Origin of the sequence: Calothrix sp. UHCC 0171 (genome assembly GCF_034931845.1) — a bacterium.
Classification (GTDB): domain Bacteria; phylum Cyanobacteriota; class Cyanobacteriia; order Cyanobacteriales; family Nostocaceae; genus Brunnivagina.
Genome location: NZ_JAYGHN010000002.1, coordinates 289,521 through 310,674 on the forward strand (window position 1 = coordinate 289,521; position 21,154 = coordinate 310,674).

Here is a 21,154-nt window from a genome sequence, read left to right on the forward strand (position 1 = left end):
ATGCAATCAACTCAAAAATATTTGCCGTCTCTTGCCCTTTCATTATTTTTATTGTTATCTCAGAGTAATATTGTTGCTGGGCATTACAGTACAAAAAATGATGATGATTTTAGAAATAAAAATGTAGAAAAAAAAGTTGATTTTATAGATAGTAAAATACTTAGTCATTTTCCAGAAAAATCGGAATTTATGGCAGAATTAGCTGTTGTTTCAGTAAAAGGAAATAATCGCAATCAAAGTAAAGATGTCGATAAATTAAAATTATTTGAAAAGGCGATCGCAATAGCCCAGGGAATACCTATTTATAGTAATAAAATTAATACTTTATCGGATATTGCTGTCAAATTAGCGCAAACTGGTGAGAAACAACGCTCTCTTCAAATATTTGACCAAGTAATACAGTTACTTCAGAAAAATAACAAAGATTTTAGTGAATATGAAAGAGAAGAAGCATTACGTGAAACTAGTATTAAATTAGCTCAAGCTGGATTTATTGAGAAAGCATTAGATTTTAGTCAAAAAATTCCTTCTAATTTAATCAAAGCTCAAGTTTTTAATGAGATATCCTTGATTTTGACAGAGCATGGAAAATATTCGCAAGCTCAAGAAATTTTAGGACAAGCATTACAATATACTCGGTTAATTACAGGTGATTATTACTATGAAGCCAACGGTAGTTGTGCTAACTATAAACACGAAATATTATCAAAAATATCGGCTAATTTAAGTTTACAAGCTCAACTAAATCAAGCATTATCAATTGCTCAAACTATTTCTGGTTGTAGTTCTGCAAGTGGTGACTATACACAGGATTATCAAGCTTGGGCTTTCTTGGGTATTTTAAATAATTTACGTCAGCTAGAACCGATAAAACAAACTTGGTATGCATCTCAAAAAATTCGTTCTCCCCAAGAAAAAGCACTAGTATGGTCGAAAATAGCAGTAAAATTGGCAGATATAGGAGAAACATCTTTTGCTTTATCTATAGCTAAGAAACTTGCTGCTGAAATTCCTTCACCAACAACAATTAGCTCAGGCTATGATATTGGCATTTTTTTTGTGAGAGGAAATAGCTTGGCGGAAATTGGCATTAAACTAGCACAAAAGCAAAAATTTAATAGTGCAATGGAAATTGCCCAAATCCTAACAGCAAATAAGCAATCACTGCCTGAGTTTTTACAAGATTATTTTTATTATCCCAAATATAAAATCAGCGTTTTATCAGCAATAGGTAAACAAATGGTAGCGACAAAACAGCTATCTCAAGCATTACAATTAATTAAAAATATTCCCGATACAACCAGTAGGATTTTTGTGCAAATTGCGATTGCTGATGAACTACAAAAAAATGGACAGCAAACCCAAGCAAAGCAACTTTTTCAAACCTTATCTCTGCCAAAAATACCTCTAAAAGCTACTAGTAGCGAGGATTATCAAATTTTTCATGATATTGTTATCGCTTTAACTGAAGCAAAACAAACAGAAACAGCGATGCAATTAGCTAATTCTCTGGAAAATGCTCTTGAGAAAGAGTCAACTTTAACTGATATCGCCATGCAACTAGCAGATTTTGGTGAAATTCAAGGGGCATTAAACTTGGTAAAAAATCTCCAGGGTGAAGGCTCTAAAAAATCTGTGAATGATAAAGTTACTGATAAGTTAATTGAACAAGGCAAACTCGAAGAAGCATTACAAATATTAAACAGGCAACCAGAAAGTGACTCCTTACTTCTAAAAAAAATCGCTGAAAAATTTGCCTCAACTGGTAAAAAAAAGCAAGCGATCGCAACGGCTGAAAGTATTACTGATAAAGAATTTCAAGCCAAAACTTTAGCGGCGATCGCCTTACTACTACGCTGACATTTACAAATTATTTCAAATTGCTTGAATCCACTCTTTAATTTCGTATTCAGTCCAAATTTGGTTTTGCCAATAAGGGTCATTTTCTACTAGCTGGCGGACGATTTCTTCGCTGTCAGCCTCATAAATTGCAAACACTTTGGTGACATCTTTAGTAGGACCAATTGTCATTAAAACTCCAGATTCTTTTTGTTGAGCTAATCCATCAAGATGTGCTTGACGATAGGGGGCACGTTTTTCTAAAACGTCTTCGCAATAGCTTCCCCACATGATGTATTTTGGCATGACGTAAAAAAGTTATGAGTAATGAATTTGAGAGAATTGGCAGATATCGCCTCTACATTTCTAACTTCTGAGACTAACACCAAATTTTTCTACCAGTGCTTCGCGAACTTTTTGATGTACTGGTTCGATTTCGCCATCGGTGAGAGTTCTGTCGTTGGCTCGGTATACCAAACGAAATGCTAAACTGCGCTGTCCTTGGGGGACATGTTCTCCTTGATACTCATCGAATAATTCTACCGATTCGAGTAATTCCTTGGCGGCTTTGTTGATTGCCCGCTCAATTTCGGCAACGCTGACTTTTACAGGTGCGAAAAAGGCAATATCCCGATCGCTTGCTGGATAAGTTGAGTAGGCTTTGAATGCGGGAATTTGGATATCGTCTCTATCTAGGGCATCTATAAATACATCTAAATCCAGTTGAAATACGTAAACGGCATCTGGTAAACCCTTATTATTACGTAGTTGTGGGTGCAACTGTCCAAAAGTTCCGAGTCGATTGCCACCTATCCATAACGAGGCGGTACGTCCGGGGTGTAAATAGGATTCGCGGCGATCTGGTTGATATTCAACTTGCAAACCCATTTGCCTAAAGACATTTTCTAAAATCCCTTTAGCTTCAAACCACGTCATCGGTTGGTCTTTGCCACCGCGTGACCATTTGCCAACAGTTCGATCTCCACCCATAATACCAGCGATCGCATCGGCTTCTTGTAAACCTGTTTCTTCTTGCCAGAAAATTCGCCCAATTTCAAACCCGTTCAAAGCACCGTTACCTTGTTCCAGGTTGTATTGGAAAGCATCAATCAAACCTGTAATTAAATCGGTTCGTAAAGCTGAATATTCCGCCAACAGGGGATTACTTAAGACTACCTGCCGTTCTTCCCCTGGTTTGACTAGGGAATAGTGGATGATTTCCGTTAAGCCAGCACCCCGCATAGCATAGCGTAACTTGCGAGTCACTTCTTGCTCAAATGGGAAATAGCCCCCTTCTGCTGTTTCTGGGAGAGTATCACAGAAGCGATCGTAACCGTAAAGACGGGCAATTTCTTCAATTAAATCAACTTCTCTTTCTAAATCGCGGTAACGATAGGGAGGAACAACCACAGTCCAAGTTTGCTCACCAGTAGGCGTTAATTGACATCCCAAGGCTGTGAGGGTACGTTCCACATCCGCAGCTTCAAGTTCCCCGGCATCATCATCACCCAAACGCACAGGTCCAAGTAATTCATTAACACGCTTTAACCGTAATTCTACTGAACGATTCCAAGTCGTCGGGTGAGGACGAGTATCGGCGACTGTTTGCGTAACTATTGTGCCACCAGCGAGTTCGACAAATAAACTTAAAGCGCGATCGCCAGCAATTTCCAATCCGGCAAAATTAACCCCACGTTCGTATCGTGACGAAGATTCACTACGTAAGCCAACACTGCGGGAAGAACGGCGAATGGCGACGTTATCGAATAATGCGGCTTCTAAAATCAGATTTTGTGTACCTTCGTGAACTTCGCTTTCGGCACCACCCATGACACCAGCTAAAGCCACGGGTTTGTCATTGCAAGTAATTAATAAATTTTGGCTGGCTAAGTTGCGGGTTTGTCCATCGAGGGTTTTTAGGGTTTCGCCAGCATTGGCAAAACGTACCCCAATAGTCAGATTTTCTTTGCCACCAATTGCTTGTAATCTTTCTCTATCAAAGGCGTGAAGCGGTTGTCCCCATTCTAACAAGACGTAATTCGTAATATCCACGACATTATTGATGGGACGAGTTCCGGCAGCACGTAATCGTTGCTGTAACCATTCGGGAGATGGCGCAATTTTGACATTTTCTACCACCGTACCCAAATAAGCAGGACAAGCTTTGGTTTCTTCTATTTTTAAATTGAGACTAGTATTCTCAGAAGAGAGAGACTTTAAATTGCTGAGGTTCGTTTCGGGAATTGATAATTTTCCCCCTGTTAAAGCAGCAACTTCCCGCGCAATTCCCACCATACTTAAGGCATCAGCACGGTTTGCAGTTGCAGTCACATCCAAAACCACATCATCCAAACCCAAAAATGGACGGACATCGCTACCCAATTGTAGATTTTCTTCGGTAAAAATGTGGATTCCGTCAACATCGGTAGGTAAACCCAATTCCTTTAATGAACAAATCATGCCATTGGAAGGAACACCCCGCAGTTTCGCCGGTTTAATTTTTAAATCGATATTAGGTAAATATGTGCCGACAGTTGCCACGGGTACAACTATATCCGCCCGTGCATTTGCAGCTCCACAAACAATCTGTAAATTCTCACCCTTACCAATATCAACTTGGCAAAGACTTAATTTGTCAGCATTGGGGTGTTGTTCGCGTTGGACAATGCGCCCAATTACCACACCATTAGCCCAAGTGCGACGGTCTTCAATATCTTCTACCTCAAACCCCGCCATCGTCAAGGTTTCAGCCAATTCTTCAGGGGTTAGTTTTATTTCTACTAGTTCCCGTAGCCAATTTAACGAAATACGCATGAATCTTAGTGTTTGTGCGAATAGCAGCTTAAATATATTAATGCACAGTTGAAGTTTGCTCCGATTGAGCATCTTTCCTTTTGGTGGCTCTAGTTTGTCAGGATGGAAACCCACCCCCGGAACCCGGTTTCACCTGCAACTTTATATTTTAGAGCTAATTGTGGAATGATTGAGAAATGCCAATACCTAATAATCCTCATAATATTGATTCCCTACATGTTTGCTACAGACAATGAATACGAGGATATGGGAACGCGAAAATTAATTGTCAAAAATGATATTTTTTCACAGTGTTACAAATAATTTTTTCTATTTAGTGACAAGAAAAAATGAAATTTTATGTTACTTTAAATAACAGTGACAATCGGGTTTTTCAATTATCCATTCTGTTAAAGTGTTTAAGACAGTTGCGGCTAATAACCCGCCCCCAATAGTCCCTTCAATTGTCATAAATGGAATTCCTGAATGCATTAATTGTCTCTTGGCTGCGGGAGCGTGACTAAAACCAATTGGCATTCCAATTACTAATGCTGGTTTAGGAATTTGCTGTTGTTTAATTGCGGCACAAATAGATAATAAAATTGCCGGCGCATAACCAATGACAAGGATACTATTTGCAGGAATTTTTTGCAGCTTATCACGCCATTTTTCCTGTTGCCAAAATTCTTGTTCGGCTTCTATGGCAGTAGTAATATGGGGATTATCAATAAAAGTATCAATGCGACAATTTAAATGAGTTAGTCGCGTGTCGTCAAATGCTGCTGCAACTGAAGAAATATCTGCAATAATTTGACATCCCGATTTTAGTGCTTCTCGACTTGTTGCCAAAGCATTATTTCCGAAGCGGATAAATCCAACTAAACTCACATCTCCGCAGGCTAAAACCAACTTGGAAATTAAATCTTGTTCAATTTCCGAAAGGTGAGAAATATCTGGTAACAACCCTTGTAATGATTCCTGAAAATTTTCGGGATGTGCATGAACTTCTGTATCTAATCCAGCCCACAATTCTTGAAGTCCTTCTAATCCCGATTGAGTTTCGACTTCGATTAATTTGAGTTGTGCTAAAACATCAGCTTGGACAATTTGACAGTGTTTATCACGTCCAAGTAATCCTTCAAGTGCGGATGCCGTTTGTCGCAGTTGGGCTATTTGCTGCATGACAACTCGATATTGACGTTGTAACTGTGCTGTGAGAGTAGGGCTGTCGTCGTTTTCTGGTTCAGCGTCGAGTAGTTGTCGAATGTGGTTGAGTTGAAATCCTTGTTGTTTGAGGGCGACTATTCTTTGCAACCGACGGATATCTCTTTCAGTATAAAGGCGATAGTTACCATGCGATCGCATTACTTCTGGTAATAATCCTAATTGGTGGTAATGTCTCACCATTCTTGGTGTGATACCACTGCCGACTGCGTCTGTTAGTTCTTTGATGGTTAAGCATTTAGTATTCATTGATTCTGTCTGTTCCGGGTTTATCAGGGTTTATATTTAATTCAACCTACCTACTTCATCTTGAGATTAATACTTGAATTGATACTTGGATTAATTTGAATTAATACTGATATTAATACTTAGATTATTAGTGCATAATTGCGAGATAATTTTGAAATTTGCATAAAAATATTCTCCCCATCCCCCCATCCCCGCGTCTCCCCATCTCCCCATCCCCATATTCACATCGGATAGCGTGCATTAATCTGGCGTGCGATGCGACAAACAAAAACGCGGTTAAAAAACTCCGTCAGCGTAAACAAAGATTCCACAAGCCCTTCGCTATGATGGCACGCGACATCACAGTAATTGAACAATACTGCACTCTCAATGCCCAAGAGAGAGAATTATTACAAAGTTCGGCTGCACCAATTGTTTTAATCAAAAAAAGAACCGGAAAGATTAACCCAGAAATTTCTTATCCTCCAATTTCTGATTTTGTTGCACCTGGACAAAATAGTCTTGGTTTTATGCTACCTTATACACCCCTACATCATCTCATTCTCAAGCGGATGAATCGTCCAATTGTGTTTACCAGTGGTAATATTTCTGATGAACCGCAATGTATTGATAATGATGAGGCACGGGTAAAATTAGCAAAGATAGCTGATTACTTTTTGTTGCATAATCGAGAAATTGTCAATCGCGTTGATGATTCTGTAGTCAGGGTAATTGCCGATAAAATTCAAATAATTCGTCGTGCTAGAGGTTATGCACCAGCAGGAATAAAGTTACCAGATGGGTTTATCCAAGCGCCTCAAATTTTAGGAATGGGTGGAGAATTAAAGAATACTTTCTGCCTCTTAAATTCCGGTAAAGCGATTCTTTCCCAACATTTAGGTGATTTAGAAAATGCTGTATCATTCCAAGAATATCAGCAAACATTAGATGTATACTTGAATTTATTCGAGCATAAACCTCAAGTGATTGCCATTGATAAACATCCCGAATATTTATCAAGTAAACTAGGTCAAAAAATAGGCGATCGCAATCAAATTAAAGTTGTAGAAATACAACATCATCATGCTCATATTGCCGCTTGTATGGCAGAAAATAATTTGCCTCTGGATACAGAGAAAGTTTTAGGTATTGCTTTTGATGGTTTAGGTTATGGGGATGATGGAACACTTTGGGGTGGAGAATTTATCTTAGCTAACTACCATGATTACCAAAGAGTGGCAACATTTAAACCAGTGCCAATGATAGGAGGTAAACAAGCTATTTATCAACCTTGGCGTAATACTTATGCTCATTTAGCATCACTATCAAATTGGGAGGAATTAAAGGAAAAATACCAAGATTTAGAATTATTTAAATTTTGGCGATCGCAGCCATATCAACTTCTCAATCAAGCCATGACTAAAGGTATCAACTCACCTTTGACATCTTCAGTTGGCAGATTATTTGATGCTGTAGCTGCGGCGATAGGAATTTGTCGTGAAGAATGTAGCTATGAAGGACAAGCTGCAATCGAGATGGAAGCATTAATTGATAGCTATAGTTTTGGTACATATGAAGAATCAATAAGTTATGACTTTGAAATTATTAAGTCGAATAATATTAAATATATAGATTCACAACCAATGTGGATTCAACTCCTTGATGATTTGCAGCAAAATTTACCACCACAAGCGATCGCTACTAAATTTCATCAAGGATTAATTAATATCATAGTCAAAGTTGTTGCCAATATTCTCCAGCAATACAAGGCTAACCAACTAGTAATATCAGGTGGAGTTTTCCAAAATAGTATTATCTTAGAAAAACTTCAACGGCAATTAACAGTCTTCAAAATTCCAGTGCTAACCCACAGTCTTGTACCAACAAATGATGGAGGCATATCTTTAGGGCAAGTCGTAGTTGCCGCAGCAAAATCATTAATTTAGCTAATTTAAGCTAGTTTAAAAAGTTAGTTTAAAATTAATTAAAAATTAATTTGAATTAATTCATCTTGATAGTATATTTTAAATATCTAAGAAATATATAGAAATACTATTCTCACGCAGTCAGCATCTTGATACAAAGATACACTCCTAAAATTCGCACTTCCCACGACTAACTACTAACTTCTCTTTTATACTCTACGGATAAATAAATGTGTTTAGGTATTCCTGGTCAAATAGTTGAAATAACAGATATAAAAAATAAGCTAGCAACTGTTGACGTTGGCGGTGTAAAACGTCAAGTAAATATTGCTTGCATAGTTGACGAAAACCATCCGCCAGAATCATGCGTTGGAGACTGGGTATTAGTTCACGTCGGCTTTGCTATGAATCGAATTAATGAAGAAGAAGCGGCTGAAACCTTGCAAATCTTGCAAGAACTAGCAGCCGCACAAGCAGCACTTAGCAATTAATTGGCTGACAATTATCATATCGAAGTGAATTGATTTGGTCTATTAAAAAAATCTAAAATCACAAATTACTATGAAATACGTTGATGAATACCGGGAACCACAAAAAGCGGAAACACTGCTGATTGAGATTGCAAAAATCTCGAAAAATTTAAATAAGCATGTCAAAATCATGGAAGTATGCGGCGGACATACCCATTCAATTTTTAAATACGGAATTGAGGAAGTTTTACCTAGTAATATAGAACTCATTCATGGTCCCGGTTGTCCTGTCTGTATTATGCCCAGAGGAAGACTAGATGATGCCATATCCATAGCAAAACATAGTAATGTAATTCTGACAACATTTGGTGACACAATGCGGGTTCCTGGCTCAAAATTCAGCTTATTACAAGCAAAAGCTGAAGGCGCGGATATTCGTATGGTTTATTCACCATTAGATAGTTTAAAAATTGCCAAAGAAAATCCCAATAAAGAAGTAGTTTTTTTTGGGATTGGGTTTGAAACAACAGCCCCCAGTACAGCTTTAACTATCCTCCAAGCCGCAGCCGAAAATATTCAGAATTTCAGCATGTTTTGTAATCATGTGCTTGTAATTCCGGCATTAAAAGCATTATTAGATAACCCCGATTTACAACTCGATGGTTTTATTGGTCCTGGACATGTCAGTATGGTAATTGGTTGTCAGCCATATGAATTTATTTCGCAGCAATATCATAAGCCAATTGTCGTCTCCGGTTTTGAACCAATCGACATCCTTCAGTCAATTTGGATGTTATTAAATCAATTAGTTAACAATCATTACCAAGTTGAAAATCAATATATTCGCACAGTTCAATATGCAGGTAACAAAAATGCCTTGCAAGCAATGAATGAAGTATTTACAGTGCGAGAAACTTTTGAATGGCGAGGCTTAGGGAATATTGCTCATTCGGGTTTAAAAATTTGCGATCGCTATGCTATATTTGATGCTGAATTAAAATTTACAACTGCAAATATTCAAGTTGCTGATAATAAAGCATGTCAATGTGGAGAAATTTTAAAAGGTGTTTTAAAGCCCTGGCAATGCAAAGTTTTCGGCACGGCTTGTACACCAGAAAACCCGATTGGTACTTGTATGGTTTCCTCCGAAGGGGCATGTGCAGCATATTACAAGTATGGTCGTTTTGCTAAGGCTTTTAGCCAATTACAACATGATGAAAATAAGGTTATCGCCTAATTAATTATTAGATATTTACCAGAAATTTAATTCTATAAAAGTTAGACTAGTTTTAACACTAATAAGGAGAAATAAATGCCATTCATTACAGTACAAATTGCCAAAGGGCACTCAGTAGAAAAAAAGAGAGAACTCGCCAAAGCAATTACAGATGCTTTAGTCACGACAATGGGTACTAAGCCGGAATGGGTGACAGTTCATATTGATGAATTTGAACGCGAAAATTGGGCTGTTGGTGGTCAATTACATATTGATAAACATGCTGGTAGACATATTGAGAAAGGAGTTTAATGAATATTAACTATTAATTAAAGCAGGAATAATATGTTGAATAAATATATTGAATTCTAGCTCTCATTCTGCTAGCTTTTTGAACAGCCATGTCATAAACACTTAGTTATTAATCATGACTCAAGAAGCTATTTTGGGGAACATTAGTCCGTTAATTCCTGCTGCTGGAGATGTCGAAAATTCAGTTAAATTCTACGAAAATAAACTCGGTTTTCGCATCACCCACAAAGAAGGTAATCCAATGCGTATGGCTATAGTCAAACGCGACTCCGCAGAAATATTTATTGTTAAAAGTGACTATATACCTTTAGCAGAGTCTATAGCCTTGCGTATTTCTGTGAACCAAATCGAAAAATATTACGACGAATTACTAACTAAGGGTGGTGAAATGATTCACCCAAATGGAAAACTCGAAACTAAGCCTTGGGGAGTAAAAGAGTTTGTTGTCATCGATTTAGCGGGTATTTGTATTACATTCTACGAACTAGTTAATAGTTCGTCTAGCTAAATTTTAACTATAAATCTCAAATCTAAAACTAAAATCTAAAATTATAATGGGGTATCATGCCAGAAAATCCTCTGTTTCAAAACATTGGAATTCAAAAGATGGGAAACAATCATCGTCATTCGGCTAAAGTACGAGATAAATATATTACTTTAGCCCATGGAAGTGGTGGAAAAGCCATGCGTGATTTAATCGATGATGTCTTTGTTACTGCCTTTGATAACCCTATTCTTGACTCACTTGAAGACCAAGCAACTTTCAATATTTCCAGTTTAACTCAATATGGAAATAAACTTGCTTTTAGCACTGATTCCTATGTTGTAGACCCATTATTTTTTCCAGGTAGTAATATTGGTGAATTAGCTATTAATGGCACAGTTAATGATTTAGCAGTCGGAGGTGCAAAGCCTTTATATTTAACTTGTAGTGTGATTTTAGAAGAGGGATTAGCAATTGAAACACTGCGTCGTGTCGTTACAAGTATGAAAGTTGCGGCAACAAAAGCTGGTATCAAAATAGTCACTGGTGATACTAAAGTAGTACAGCGTGGTGCTGCTGATAAACTATTTATTAATACGGCTGGAATTGGTATAGTACCCGATGGCGTAAATATTTCTACGCAAAATATTCAACCTGGTGATGTTGTTATTATTAATGGTGAAATTGGTAATCATGGTACAGCTATATTAATTGCCCGTGGGGAATTAGCTTTAGAAAGTAATATTGAAAGTGATTGTCAGCCCTTAAATGATTTAGTCGCAAAAATTCTTGAGGTTTGTCCTCATATCCAGGCAATGCGAGATGCTACACGGGGAGGATTAGCCACTGTTTTAAATGAATTTGCTTTGAGTGCAAATGTTGGTATTCGTATTCATGAAATAGCTATCCCTGTACGGGAACAAGTGAAAGGTGTTTGCGAAATTTTGGGTTTAGACCCTTTATATTTAGCGAATGAAGGTAAATTAGTAGTAGTTGTCAAACGGGAATCTGTTGATCAAGTTTTATCAGTGATGAAATCACATCCAGCAGGAGAAAATAGTTGTGTCATTGGAGAAATAATTGATGCACCTACGGGAGTAGTTTTATTAAATGCTGGCTTTGGAGCAGAACGTATAATTGATATGTTAGTAGGTGAACAATTGCCAAGAATTTGTTAGTATTTAATCTTTAATAGCTAATAGTCTTGATAATTCATAATGAATTTTAATCATACATAGCAAATTACCCAATGCTCTATAAACAATGCATGAACTAGGTATTACTCAAAATATTGTTGCGATCGCATCTGAACATGCACAAGGTAAAAAAGTACAACGTGTCTTATTAGAAATTGGTAAACTTTCGGCTATCATGCCTGAGGCAATCAGATTTTGTTTTGATATTTGTTCTCAAGGAACTGTTTTAGAAGGAGCAATATTAGAAATTAATGAAATTTCTGGTTTAGCAAGATGTCGCTGTTGTGGTAATAGCATTGTTTTGGAACAATTATTTGGTAGATGCACTTGCGGCAGTGTCGATTTAGATTTAATTGCTGGCGAAGAATTAAAAATTAAAGAAATTGATATTGAAGAACTATGTGTGTAACTTGTGGATGTTCTGATGATGGTGATACAAAAATCACTAATTTAGAAAAAGGTGATGTTGCTACTATGGATTTACACAACAATGACGAGCATCATACCCATATTTTAGCTGATGGTACAGTGATAACTCATTTGCATCATCATTCTCATCGTCACGAACAGGTGAGTCATGAGAGCGCAAATACTCATGCGAAACTACATGGAACTACTATATCTTTAGAAGCTGATATTTTAGCTAAAAATAATTTAATTGCTGCTCAAAATCGGGGTTGGTTTAAAGGTAGAAATATTTTGGCTTTAAATTTAATGAGTTCTCCTGGTGCAGGAAAAACTACATTATTAACTCGAACAATTAATGATTTAAAGGAAAAATTATTAATTAGTGTCATTGAAGGTGATCAAGAAACAATCAATGATGCTAAAAAAATTCAAGAAACAGGCTCGAAAGTTGTTCAAATAAATACAGGTACAGGTTGTCATCTTGATGCGGCAATGGTGGATAAAGGCTTACAAGAATTAAACCCACCTTTAAATTCCCTAGTCATGATTGAGAATGTTGGCAATCTTGTTTGTCCAGCTTTATTTGATTTAGGTGAATCAGCCAAAGTAGTAATTCTTTCGGTGACAGAAGGCGAGGATAAACCGATTAAATATCCGCATATTTTTCGTGCTAGTCAGGTGATGATTATTACAAAAACTGATTTATTACCCTATATAGAGTTTGATATCGAGAAATGTGTTGAATATGCACGCCAGGTAAATCCGCAAATTAAAATTTTTCAAGTTTCAGTGAAAAATGGGGAAGGATTAAATTCTTGGTATGAATGGTTAATGATTAATATCTCAGGGACTTTCAATCAATAGAAATTAATGAAAATTAATTTCTCAGATTATAAGTTGGTATTAACCATTAACTAATAATTAATTGTGCCTACAACCAATCTCGATATGCTGATATTTCATTTACGCTAATTTCAAATGGCATTCCCTTGCCTGCTGGCGGGTAAACACGAATTTTTGCATTTTTAGAAAAGCGCTCAAGTTGGTTACTAATTTGAGGTATATTGCTGACTATATGCCAATAACTCACAATATCAGGGCAATCAATTACCAATCTCAATATTGATGCTTCGCTAGTCAGATACCACTGACAATTTGATAATAATGCTCTTGTAATTTGGTCGCAACCTTCATAAACACATCTACCAATCGAACGTTCGAGTTCTACCTGCATCATTCTATCAAGCTGCGTCACTTGAGCAGGTGGCATATCGTCGGGAGAAAGAGAAGATTTGTTCATAATCAAAACCCCTTCCAGCCTATGGCTAGCTAAGAGATATTTTAGATTTTCGATTTTTTAGATAAAATCTCAAATCTAAACAGATAATTTTAAAGATAGTTCTGCAATCAAAAAAATATATTTCTACTCATTAAATTTTCGTAAATTTTGGCTGCAAAACTATCCCTTTATCGCCAATTATCGCTAGATAAAGTGGGATTTGTTGCTGTAATCGCTAGAGATAAATTATCATGCGATCGCATTTATAGCATTGCCCGTTAAAATTCATTAATTTCTTGGAAATATTCTGATTTTCTGTTGTTTTACACAGATGCAATCAACATAAATATAGATATACTCTTGGAAAAGTTGTATGCCCAAGAATACACACACCATCTCTCTTTATGCTGCTATCAAGTGTAGTTCTAACCACAAACGTGGGTCTGCATTTTTTAAACTTGATTTGGGGTCGCGTAATAGTCTTGATGCATTTAAAAAGACAACTTGCATTAACCCCATATTATCTGCTATTTCCCGAAAAACCTCTTTTTTAGCTTGGATGTAAGGCATAATTTCATCCGAAGCATAAATCCCTACATATCGAATACGTTTTGGTGGTCTTCCCCAATAAGACACAATAACTTTGACGTAACAGCCGTCTAATAATTCACCGACTGTTGGGTAATATTGTTTTATGATTCTCGTAAATTCTCTAGCGAGAAGGTCTTCAGTAATCATAACAAAACTGATTTTATGAGCATTGTTCGCACTACAAAATATAACATATATAATGTCATCTAAACCTGACATTTTAAACATGTTTATAAATCTTTAATGATGATGATTCTAACCATTACAAAAAAACCTGCTTTGAGCAGGTAAGTTAACAAGTTTATTCAGTAATAATACTTTGTTTTTGTCAAAGTTTAACGCGAATTTCGCTCTGAAACTACTATTTCCGCTATGATTGAAGGCATTTCTTTCAAGTCCATATATCTCTCCAAACCACGGATAGGTGAAGAAAAAGTATAATTGGGATCGCATTCTCCAGTATCGTAAACTTGAATAAACCACTTATCTGGTAGTCCTTCAACACCAATTTCAACTACATACCAGTAGGGACCAAGCATTCGCGAACTCAAAACCACAAACCAGTCTTTTTCGTCTGTGGAAATACTCCACTCCTCCATTAGAAAATCTAACGCTATTTTGCCAGCTTCTCTTGCAGACAAAAGCATTATTACTCCTTTGCTGAAACGTCTGGATATAAACCAAGTTGCTTGGATAATTCGCGAGCAACGTAAACTAAAAATTCTGCGCCTTCTTGATTATCTTCATGCACAAATATTGCTGCGACTTTTAACATGGTGCGGATTAACCCTGCATCTAGTAATTCTGGATGTGCTTCTATTACTTGTGGCTCTTCGCCATTAGGGCAAGTAATTAATTTATCAATTAAGCCAAAATATTCATTTAATCTTTCTGGCGATTCTTCTTGATTGATTTTTGTAGTTGCTTCGTTCATAGTTGTTAGGTGATTAGTGACTGCTTATTGATTACTTGTGCTGAACTAATAGTGCTTAATTTATCTCTCCTTCGCATAAATTTTTATAAATTTATTTCTCTTTTTTATCTATGTCATAGTGCCAAATTTTTTCTAATAGTTCTACCCGTTGTTGATAGGAAATATTCCGATGAATCAAGTATCGGTCATAAAGAAAAAATATTAATACTAATCCCATAGGAAGAGAAAATAATAATAATTCGAGAAGCAAGATAATTTTAAATGTATCTAGCCAATCTATAAATCCATGGTTTTCTCCATTTGAAATCGGTATTTTTTCAACATCTGTTGTATTTAACAAAATATTGTTGACATAATTATTATGTAAGCTATCACCTGAGCTAATTAGAGAATTATTTTGCTCGAATTGCAAATGATTTTGCCAAATAAATCCAAATACTAATATTTCTGGAACAAGTACAGCAAAAGTGACCAAACTAACCGTGAGAATATTTATTAATTTGGCATTCATCCTAGTTATCCTTCACTTGGCAATGTTAAGATAAGCGCTGACAATTAAAACTAATAAAGAGAGTATAGTCTGCTCCCTCTGGGTTTGAGATTTAATTAAATCTACTTACTAAAAATAAAAAACAATCACACGTATGTAATTGGTAAATGCTTTTACATTTTTACAATGTGGATATGCTAGAATATCGATTTTTATGGTTTATTCAATCTGGATATTTGAATTTCAAAAACTATAATTAAAAAAATATAAATCTTGTGAGCTAATTTACACAAACTTATTTCTTATCTCTGAGGGGTTAAGAAGTCCCCCCTTTGCAGGGGGGTAGAGGGGAATCTCTGCGTAAATCCTATTGCTTTTATATCAGTCACCTGCATCAACTACATTTTCAAAGCCTCGAATTAATATTATTAAAATTATTACTTTAGCACTCAAAGCTGTAAACTCTTATTTGATAAGTAATACAAGAATTTATGTGGGTAGGGGTTCTAGTATTTTTGAGGTGAGGAACTAGTATTTTTAGAGTAGGGGACTTGCATTTATGTACTCAAAGTTAATTCATAAAAATTAATTCTCGTCTGCATTTAGAGGTACAAGAGATAATTCTCTCTAAATTGCGATCGCTCATTTAAATATAATGTTATCCACGGACAATTATTCAAGATCATAAATTATGAACTATATCGAAAAAAATAGATAAAAGTGATAAATTAATAATTAATGATTCTCTAGACTTGAGGAAGTAAATAATCTCAGAGTTAAATCTATCCAATATAGAGGCTAATCAATCTAATTGCTGGATAAATGATTGATTATTGGTATCAATGATGATGAATTATAATTACTCACTTCTAATTTCCGCATAATTAGATTGTAAATTTGCACATAGGATACTAAAACTAAGTTTAATAAGTTATTTACTCTAATTATCAGTGGGTATTTAAAGCTTATTAGCTCAATAAAAGTATGAAAAATCGAGATTGGCTTGTAACTGGAAATGGTCAGTATCAAGCCTGTAAAACTGCTCGTAATTGGGATTTACTGCGTGAAAACTATCGTGTTCATAGGTTTTTGACAGAATTAGAAAATCTACTTATGGATGCGGAAGATGAGTCAAAATATCTCCCTGATATTCGGATGTTAGTCAGGCGATTAATTATTAATTCTTACTGGGTGCAAAGTCAATATTTAGAAGCATCTTCACAAACAGGTACTTCGGTTTTAGTTTTATATGATGAGTTAGGTTTTCCTTTTACTGTACAAACAGTAACATTTGCACCAGGAACAAAATCAAATATTCATAACCACGGTACTTGGGGAGTGATAGCGATATTGAAAGGAGAAGAAAAAAATACATTTTGGAAACGTGAATCTCATCCAGACTCGGAAGTTAATATTGAATCAGACAAAATTGAGCAGACTGGAGAATTAACCCTATTTCCAGGTGATATTATTAGTTTTACTCCTGATGCTATTCATTGTGTAGAAGCGGTAGGAAATGAACCTACAGTAACTTTTAATGTTTATGGTGAAACTGATCCGACACGGAGACTAGAATTTGACCCAGTTAATCATATTGCTAGAAGGTTTTAATTACTAGTTAATAGCTAATAACTAGTAACCAGTCAGCAATCACAAAATAGGAGGAAAGTAATGGCAAAGGTAATTTTCTACGAAAAACCAGGTTGTAAAAATAATACTAAGCAAAAAACACTGTTAGTGGCTGCGGGACATGAGTTAGAAACATACGATATTCGCACTTATGCCTGGACACCTGATACATTACGACTATTTTTTGGAACTCGTCCGATAACAGATTGGTTTAATAAAGCTGCTCCCAGTATTAAGTCAGGTGAGGTGGTTCCTGAAAAAATTGATCCTGATACTGCCTTAAAGTTAATGATACAAGACCCTTTGCTGATTCGTCGTCCCTTGATTCAAGTTGACGATCGCCGGGAAGTTGGTTTTGATATTGATAGGATTGACGCTTGGATTGGACTTAAACCTGTTGATGCTTCGCAGCAAGCCATTAGCGAGGAATTAATGCGTCAAGATTTGCAAGGTTGCGCTCACGGGAATGAGCATCATCACGAACCTGGAAAATGTAAACATTAATTTCTACAGGATATTGCTAGCACGGTGGAGGTTTGTAGAGAAGTGGGATGTAACTTCTCTACATGCTATCACTCATAATTTATTTGATACTCATTCATAAGTCACCAAAAAATACATAATATTCCTAATTATTTGTTTGTAAGTTTCTGCAAGACTCCTGAAAATAAACTATTTTGCTTATTTTTAATTTACACAGAAAATTAAATTATCACTTTTTTATACATTGATTTTAATTAAATTTATGAGAATATGATTGTTGTTACTGCTTAATATGAAAACTAATATCTCTGGCTGCTGGAAAAAGTCGGGGATACGCATCAGGATATCTAAAAATATTTGGCGAATTTGAAATAAGTGGTTATACTATGTCTTAACTGTATTACCAAACTGTGAATCTTCACTAGTGCTTGATTGCTGGAAAATACAGTTACATCCATTACATTAGTGAAACTAAAAACCAATATTAATATTCCAGCAAAATCTTGTTCTGCTTTGATTTGAGCTTGTTAGGGTGCATTTTAGATGATGTAAAGCTCATATTTAAGTAATAGGTTTTTCATGAATTGTCTATAAAATTTATGTGAATCTTATGTAAATTTTTAATAAGTTTACTACTATTTTTTGCTGGATATTCTACTGTCGGTAACTTGCACGTATAAGTTGAAGTAAGCATCGAGAAAATTTCATCATTAATTAATAATTTTAATCGCGACAAAATTAGCGATCGCCATTAGAATGAGATTTTTGTTTTGCCAAAAAATTTATTTTATCTACAGAAAATATATAAACTCTGTAACTGCGACTGGGGAAATACTCTGCTAAAGGAGGAAACAATGAAAAGCGATATGGCTGTCGAACAATTGCGTCGCTATAAAGAATATGGAGAATCAATACTTCAATGCTTGCATCTAGTTTCCGAAAATCCTCCACCTCCACAAGCTTGGGTGCAAACGACAATCAATGAATTAATCCAAAATCTTGGTTATCATGCTCAAAAAACGGTAGAAATAGCTGCTTCGCCGGTAAAAATTGGTATTATGGGGGAGTTTAGTAGTGGGAAAACCTTGCTCCTGGGTAGTTTGATTGGCTATGCCGATGCGTTACCAGTTAGTGAAACCCCGACGACTGGCAATGTCACCGCTATTCATCTGGTACAGCAAGCTAATTTACAAACAACTAAAATCGGACATTTCATCGTTCAGTATTTATCCCACGATGGTGTGCGTGAGTGTCTGCGCTACATGCTCAAGGAAGTCGAACAACGGGCGATTGCCGCCAAGTTTCCTCCTTCTCCAATTGCGACATTACGAAGTTTGCAACCGACGACTTTTGTGGATACCAAGAGTATTTTGACTTGGTGCGAATTGGCTTGGAATCAAACCCAGAGTTTAGAGTTGCGCTCTTTATTACGGGAAGTGGTGATTTTTGTCCGTACTTATATGTTATATGGTACAGATATCTGCGATCGCAGTTACCAAGTGGAACATCTGACTGCGAAAAAGGGCTTGCGACTGGCGGAAGCGCCAATGAATATCCTTGAACTTGAGTTTGAAAGAATACCTATACCTTATCGACGTTGGAATAATTTATTGGAGCCGACGGCGGAAGATTTGCAACAGACATTCTCATTAATTGCCCGGATTGATGTGACGGTGGAGGTGTCACGGGAAATTTGGGATTTGTCGTCTTTACAGGGGACAAATGAGTTTATTTTGTTGGATTTTCCCGGTTTGGGTGCGGCTGATTCGAGTGTGCGGGATACTTTTTTGTCATTGCGCGAGTTGGCGGAGGTGCAAACAATTTTACTGCTGTTGAATGGGAGATATCCGGGGGGAGCGACTGCGGCAAAAATTCGCAGTATGTTGGAGCGCCACAAGGGTGAGGATTTGAAGGATAGAATTATTGTTGGGGTGGGCAGGTTTAATCAGTTACCGTTATCTACTAGTGATGAACGCGCCCTGGATACTTTGGTACAACAGGTGTCGGAGCCGGGTGATGATGCCGCCATATTTTCGGTATTTAACGAACCACTTTCGGAAGAGATGGTTTTGGAGCAAGTGCCGATTTTGCAGTTGATTATGGCAAGTTCTGGGAATTTGACGACGGAGAAGAAGAATATTGTTTTGCTGTCGCAGTTGTATGGCTTGAATAAGTTGGCGGAGATTTCACGGGTTGTTCAGGTTTGCTCGCCGGAATTTTTACCAGATTTAGAGATACCTAATAAATTAGACGAATTGCGATCGCGTGACAAGTGGCAACAGTTGAGTGAACTTTTACCAGCGAATAGTACCCTATCGAAGCAGTTGAGTGATTATGTTGATGATGGTGGTGTGGGCAGGTTGCGTTCTTTATTGAAGGAACATGTTGCTGTGCATGGGATGAAGCAGTTGGTGGAGGATGCCCAGAGGAGTGCGGAGGTGCTACGGAAGCAGCAAATGAATCTGGAGCATTCTTTGCAGGAAATTACTGCCTATATGCCTGTGGTGGAAAATCCGTCTTTTGTGACGCTGCGACAAGTCATTGAAAATTTGGTGACGATTTATAGGCAGTTTCAAGATGATTTGGAGAAACAACCGATAATTAGCAATCGTAGTGGGATTGCGGTAAGCGATATTGTCAAGGATGAACTCACCAATAAGATATTTTTTGATTGGAGTGAGTGGACTTTATTACTTGATAGGACTAAAAACGGGATTATTTCTTTGACTAAGAGTGAGCGGTTTTTTGAGGAAGATGATTTTGATGATTTGATACCGACTCAAAGTGAGGATTTTTACCCGGCGTTTGTGGAAACTTTGCGGGAGATGCAAGCTTTTGCCCATGACAGGATGACGGAAGCTGTGATTGATTTATTTGCCAAAATCTCACGTAATGTTGAACTTGAACGTAGTAAGCTGAATTCGATTATTTTGCCGGAGATGGAACAGTATATTCTCCATAATTTTGGTAATAAGCAAGCTAGAGTTTACAGGAATTTACTCCGGGCAATTGAACCTGCCAGTAAATGGCAAAAATTAGTTGTTGAGCGCAGTGGTTTAGGGGGAAGTATTACAGCCATTGATGCCCAGGCACTATTTCCTCTGGCACAGAAGGATGGGAATCATCATCATGGTCAAATATTTGACTGGAGTCCTCAAAAAAGGTACACAGTTACCGCTCGCCCTTTCAATCATCAAATTGCGGTTTTGAGATTGCGCGACGAAATTACCGCCAGTTCGGGATTACATTTGGTTCAGTATGTCAGTCAGTTAACTAAGCAAGTCAAAAGCTCATTTAACATTGCCACTAAAGAAATTGTCGATAGTTTACAGGATTTACTCAAATCCAAAAATGAACCCCTACTTCGATATATTGCCGCCGGAGAAGAACGCACTACATCCCAGCAACCGCCTTGGTTAGATGCACTTTCGCAAATTGTGACAATTTCCTATCCCCATAATTAAAGACGCACAGGGGAGACTCCCCCAATTCGCAATTCGCAATTCGCAATTCGCAATTCGCAATACTCGCAGAGCGAGAAGCTAAAGCTACGCAATTCGCAATACTCGCTCCGCCAGAAGCAAGCTACGCAATACTCGCTTTCAAGGCGACGCAATTAAGAACTCTAGACGCAGCAATGCCTACCATTACTC

19 protein-coding genes and 1 pseudogene are annotated in these 21,154 nt (G+C 36.9%); 12 read left to right on the forward strand and 8 right to left on the reverse strand.

Features of this window, described 5'->3' with window-relative positions; genetic code table 11:
• A complete protein-coding gene (locus VB733_RS03245) occupies positions 1 to 1,860 on the forward strand; it encodes a hypothetical protein (protein WP_323338665.1) in 1,860 nt (619 codons plus the stop codon).
• 15 nt (positions 1,861 to 1,875) lie between these two features.
• Here VB733_RS03245 and VB733_RS03250 read toward each other — a convergent pair whose 3' ends face one another.
• From VB733_RS03250 to VB733_RS03260, 3 genes are all read right to left on the reverse strand, one after another.
• The gene (locus VB733_RS03250) at positions 1,876 to 2,145 is read right to left on the reverse strand and encodes a YciI family protein (RefSeq protein ID WP_323338666.1); all 270 of its coding nucleotides are present in this window, start codon (positions 2,143 to 2,145) and stop codon (positions 1,876 to 1,878) included.
• Positions 2,146 to 2,205: 60 nt separating this feature from the next.
• Positions 2,206 to 4,653 (reverse strand): phenylalanine--tRNA ligase subunit beta, encoded by a 2,448-nt coding sequence (pheT, locus tag VB733_RS03255; RefSeq protein WP_323338667.1) that lies wholly within the window; start codon positions 4,651 to 4,653, stop codon positions 2,206 to 2,208.
• Between the two features lie 342 nt (positions 4,654 to 4,995).
• Entirely contained in the window at positions 4,996 to 6,105 is a 1,110-nt protein-coding gene (locus VB733_RS03260) for a precorrin-8X methylmutase (RefSeq protein WP_323338668.1), read from the reverse strand.
• 230 nt (positions 6,106 to 6,335) lie between these two features.
• Here VB733_RS03260 and hypF point away from each other — a divergent pair.
• From hypF to hypB, 8 genes and pseudogenes are all read left to right on the forward strand, one after another.
• A pseudogene (gene hypF, locus VB733_RS03265) lies at positions 6,336 to 8,030 on the forward strand (carbamoyltransferase HypF); the annotation flags it as partial.
• Between the two features lie 209 nt (positions 8,031 to 8,239).
• Positions 8,240 to 8,500: a HypC/HybG/HupF family hydrogenase formation chaperone gene (locus tag VB733_RS03270; RefSeq protein ID WP_323338669.1), complete on the forward strand. Its 261-nt coding sequence runs from the start codon at positions 8,240 to 8,242 to the stop codon at positions 8,498 to 8,500.
• A 70-nt stretch (positions 8,501 to 8,570) separates the two neighbouring features.
• Positions 8,571 to 9,716, forward strand: a complete 1,146-nt coding sequence (gene hypD, locus VB733_RS03275; RefSeq protein WP_323338670.1) for a hydrogenase formation protein HypD — start codon at positions 8,571 to 8,573, stop codon at positions 9,714 to 9,716.
• A 75-nt stretch (positions 9,717 to 9,791) separates the two neighbouring features.
• Positions 9,792 to 10,007, forward strand: a complete 216-nt coding sequence (locus VB733_RS03280) for a 4-oxalocrotonate tautomerase family protein (RefSeq protein ID WP_323338671.1) — start codon at positions 9,792 to 9,794, stop codon at positions 10,005 to 10,007.
• A 115-nt stretch (positions 10,008 to 10,122) separates the two neighbouring features.
• Positions 10,123 to 10,515, forward strand: a complete 393-nt coding sequence (locus VB733_RS03285; protein ID WP_323338672.1) for a VOC family protein — start codon at positions 10,123 to 10,125, stop codon at positions 10,513 to 10,515.
• Between the two features lie 56 nt (positions 10,516 to 10,571).
• The gene (gene hypE, locus VB733_RS03290) at positions 10,572 to 11,669 is read left to right on the forward strand and encodes a hydrogenase expression/formation protein HypE (RefSeq protein WP_416336284.1); all 1,098 of its coding nucleotides are present in this window, start codon (positions 10,572 to 10,574) and stop codon (positions 11,667 to 11,669) included.
• An 85-nt stretch (positions 11,670 to 11,754) separates the two neighbouring features.
• Positions 11,755 to 12,096, forward strand: a complete 342-nt coding sequence (gene hypA, locus VB733_RS03295) for a hydrogenase maturation nickel metallochaperone HypA (RefSeq protein WP_323338673.1) — start codon at positions 11,755 to 11,757, stop codon at positions 12,094 to 12,096.
• Complete coding sequence (hypB, locus tag VB733_RS03300) at positions 12,087 to 12,959, forward strand: hydrogenase nickel incorporation protein HypB (RefSeq protein WP_323338674.1); 873 nt, start codon at positions 12,087 to 12,089, stop codon at positions 12,957 to 12,959. The genes hypA and hypB overlap by 10 nt, the downstream gene beginning before the upstream one ends.
• A 67-nt stretch (positions 12,960 to 13,026) precedes the next feature.
• Here hypB and VB733_RS03305 read toward each other — a convergent pair whose 3' ends face one another.
• The 5 genes from VB733_RS03305 to VB733_RS03325 form a co-directional block, all read right to left on the reverse strand.
• Positions 13,027 to 13,395, reverse strand: a complete 369-nt coding sequence (locus VB733_RS03305) for a hypothetical protein (protein ID WP_323338675.1) — start codon at positions 13,393 to 13,395, stop codon at positions 13,027 to 13,029.
• Between the two features lie 381 nt (positions 13,396 to 13,776).
• Entirely contained in the window at positions 13,777 to 14,112 is a 336-nt protein-coding gene (locus tag VB733_RS03310) for a hypothetical protein (protein WP_096618548.1), read from the reverse strand.
• Between the two features lie 188 nt (positions 14,113 to 14,300).
• Complete coding sequence (locus tag VB733_RS03315; protein WP_323338676.1) at positions 14,301 to 14,612, reverse strand: hypothetical protein; 312 nt, start codon at positions 14,610 to 14,612, stop codon at positions 14,301 to 14,303.
• A gap of 2 nt (positions 14,613 to 14,614) precedes the next feature.
• Positions 14,615 to 14,899, reverse strand: coding sequence for a hypothetical protein (locus VB733_RS03320; protein ID WP_323338677.1), 285 nt, complete (start codon positions 14,897 to 14,899; stop codon positions 14,615 to 14,617).
• Between the two features lie 91 nt (positions 14,900 to 14,990).
• Entirely contained in the window at positions 14,991 to 15,410 is a 420-nt protein-coding gene (locus tag VB733_RS03325) for a hypothetical protein (RefSeq protein WP_323338678.1), read from the reverse strand.
• A gap of 963 nt (positions 15,411 to 16,373) precedes the next feature.
• On the opposite strand from VB733_RS03325, the gene VB733_RS03330 reads away from it, so the two are divergent.
• The 3 genes from VB733_RS03330 (at position 16,374) to VB733_RS03340 (ending at position 20,965) form a co-directional block, all read left to right on the forward strand.
• Positions 16,374 to 17,000: a cupin gene (locus tag VB733_RS03330; protein WP_323338679.1), complete on the forward strand. Its 627-nt coding sequence runs from the start codon at positions 16,374 to 16,376 to the stop codon at positions 16,998 to 17,000.
• A 60-nt stretch (positions 17,001 to 17,060) separates the two neighbouring features.
• Positions 17,061 to 17,522: an ArsC/Spx/MgsR family protein gene (locus VB733_RS03335; protein WP_323338680.1), complete on the forward strand. Its 462-nt coding sequence runs from the start codon at positions 17,061 to 17,063 to the stop codon at positions 17,520 to 17,522.
• Between the two features lie 833 nt (positions 17,523 to 18,355).
• Positions 18,356 to 20,965 (forward strand): dynamin family protein, encoded by a 2,610-nt coding sequence (locus tag VB733_RS03340; protein WP_323338681.1) that lies wholly within the window; start codon positions 18,356 to 18,358, stop codon positions 20,963 to 20,965.
• Positions 20,966 to 21,154 lie beyond the last annotated feature (189 nt).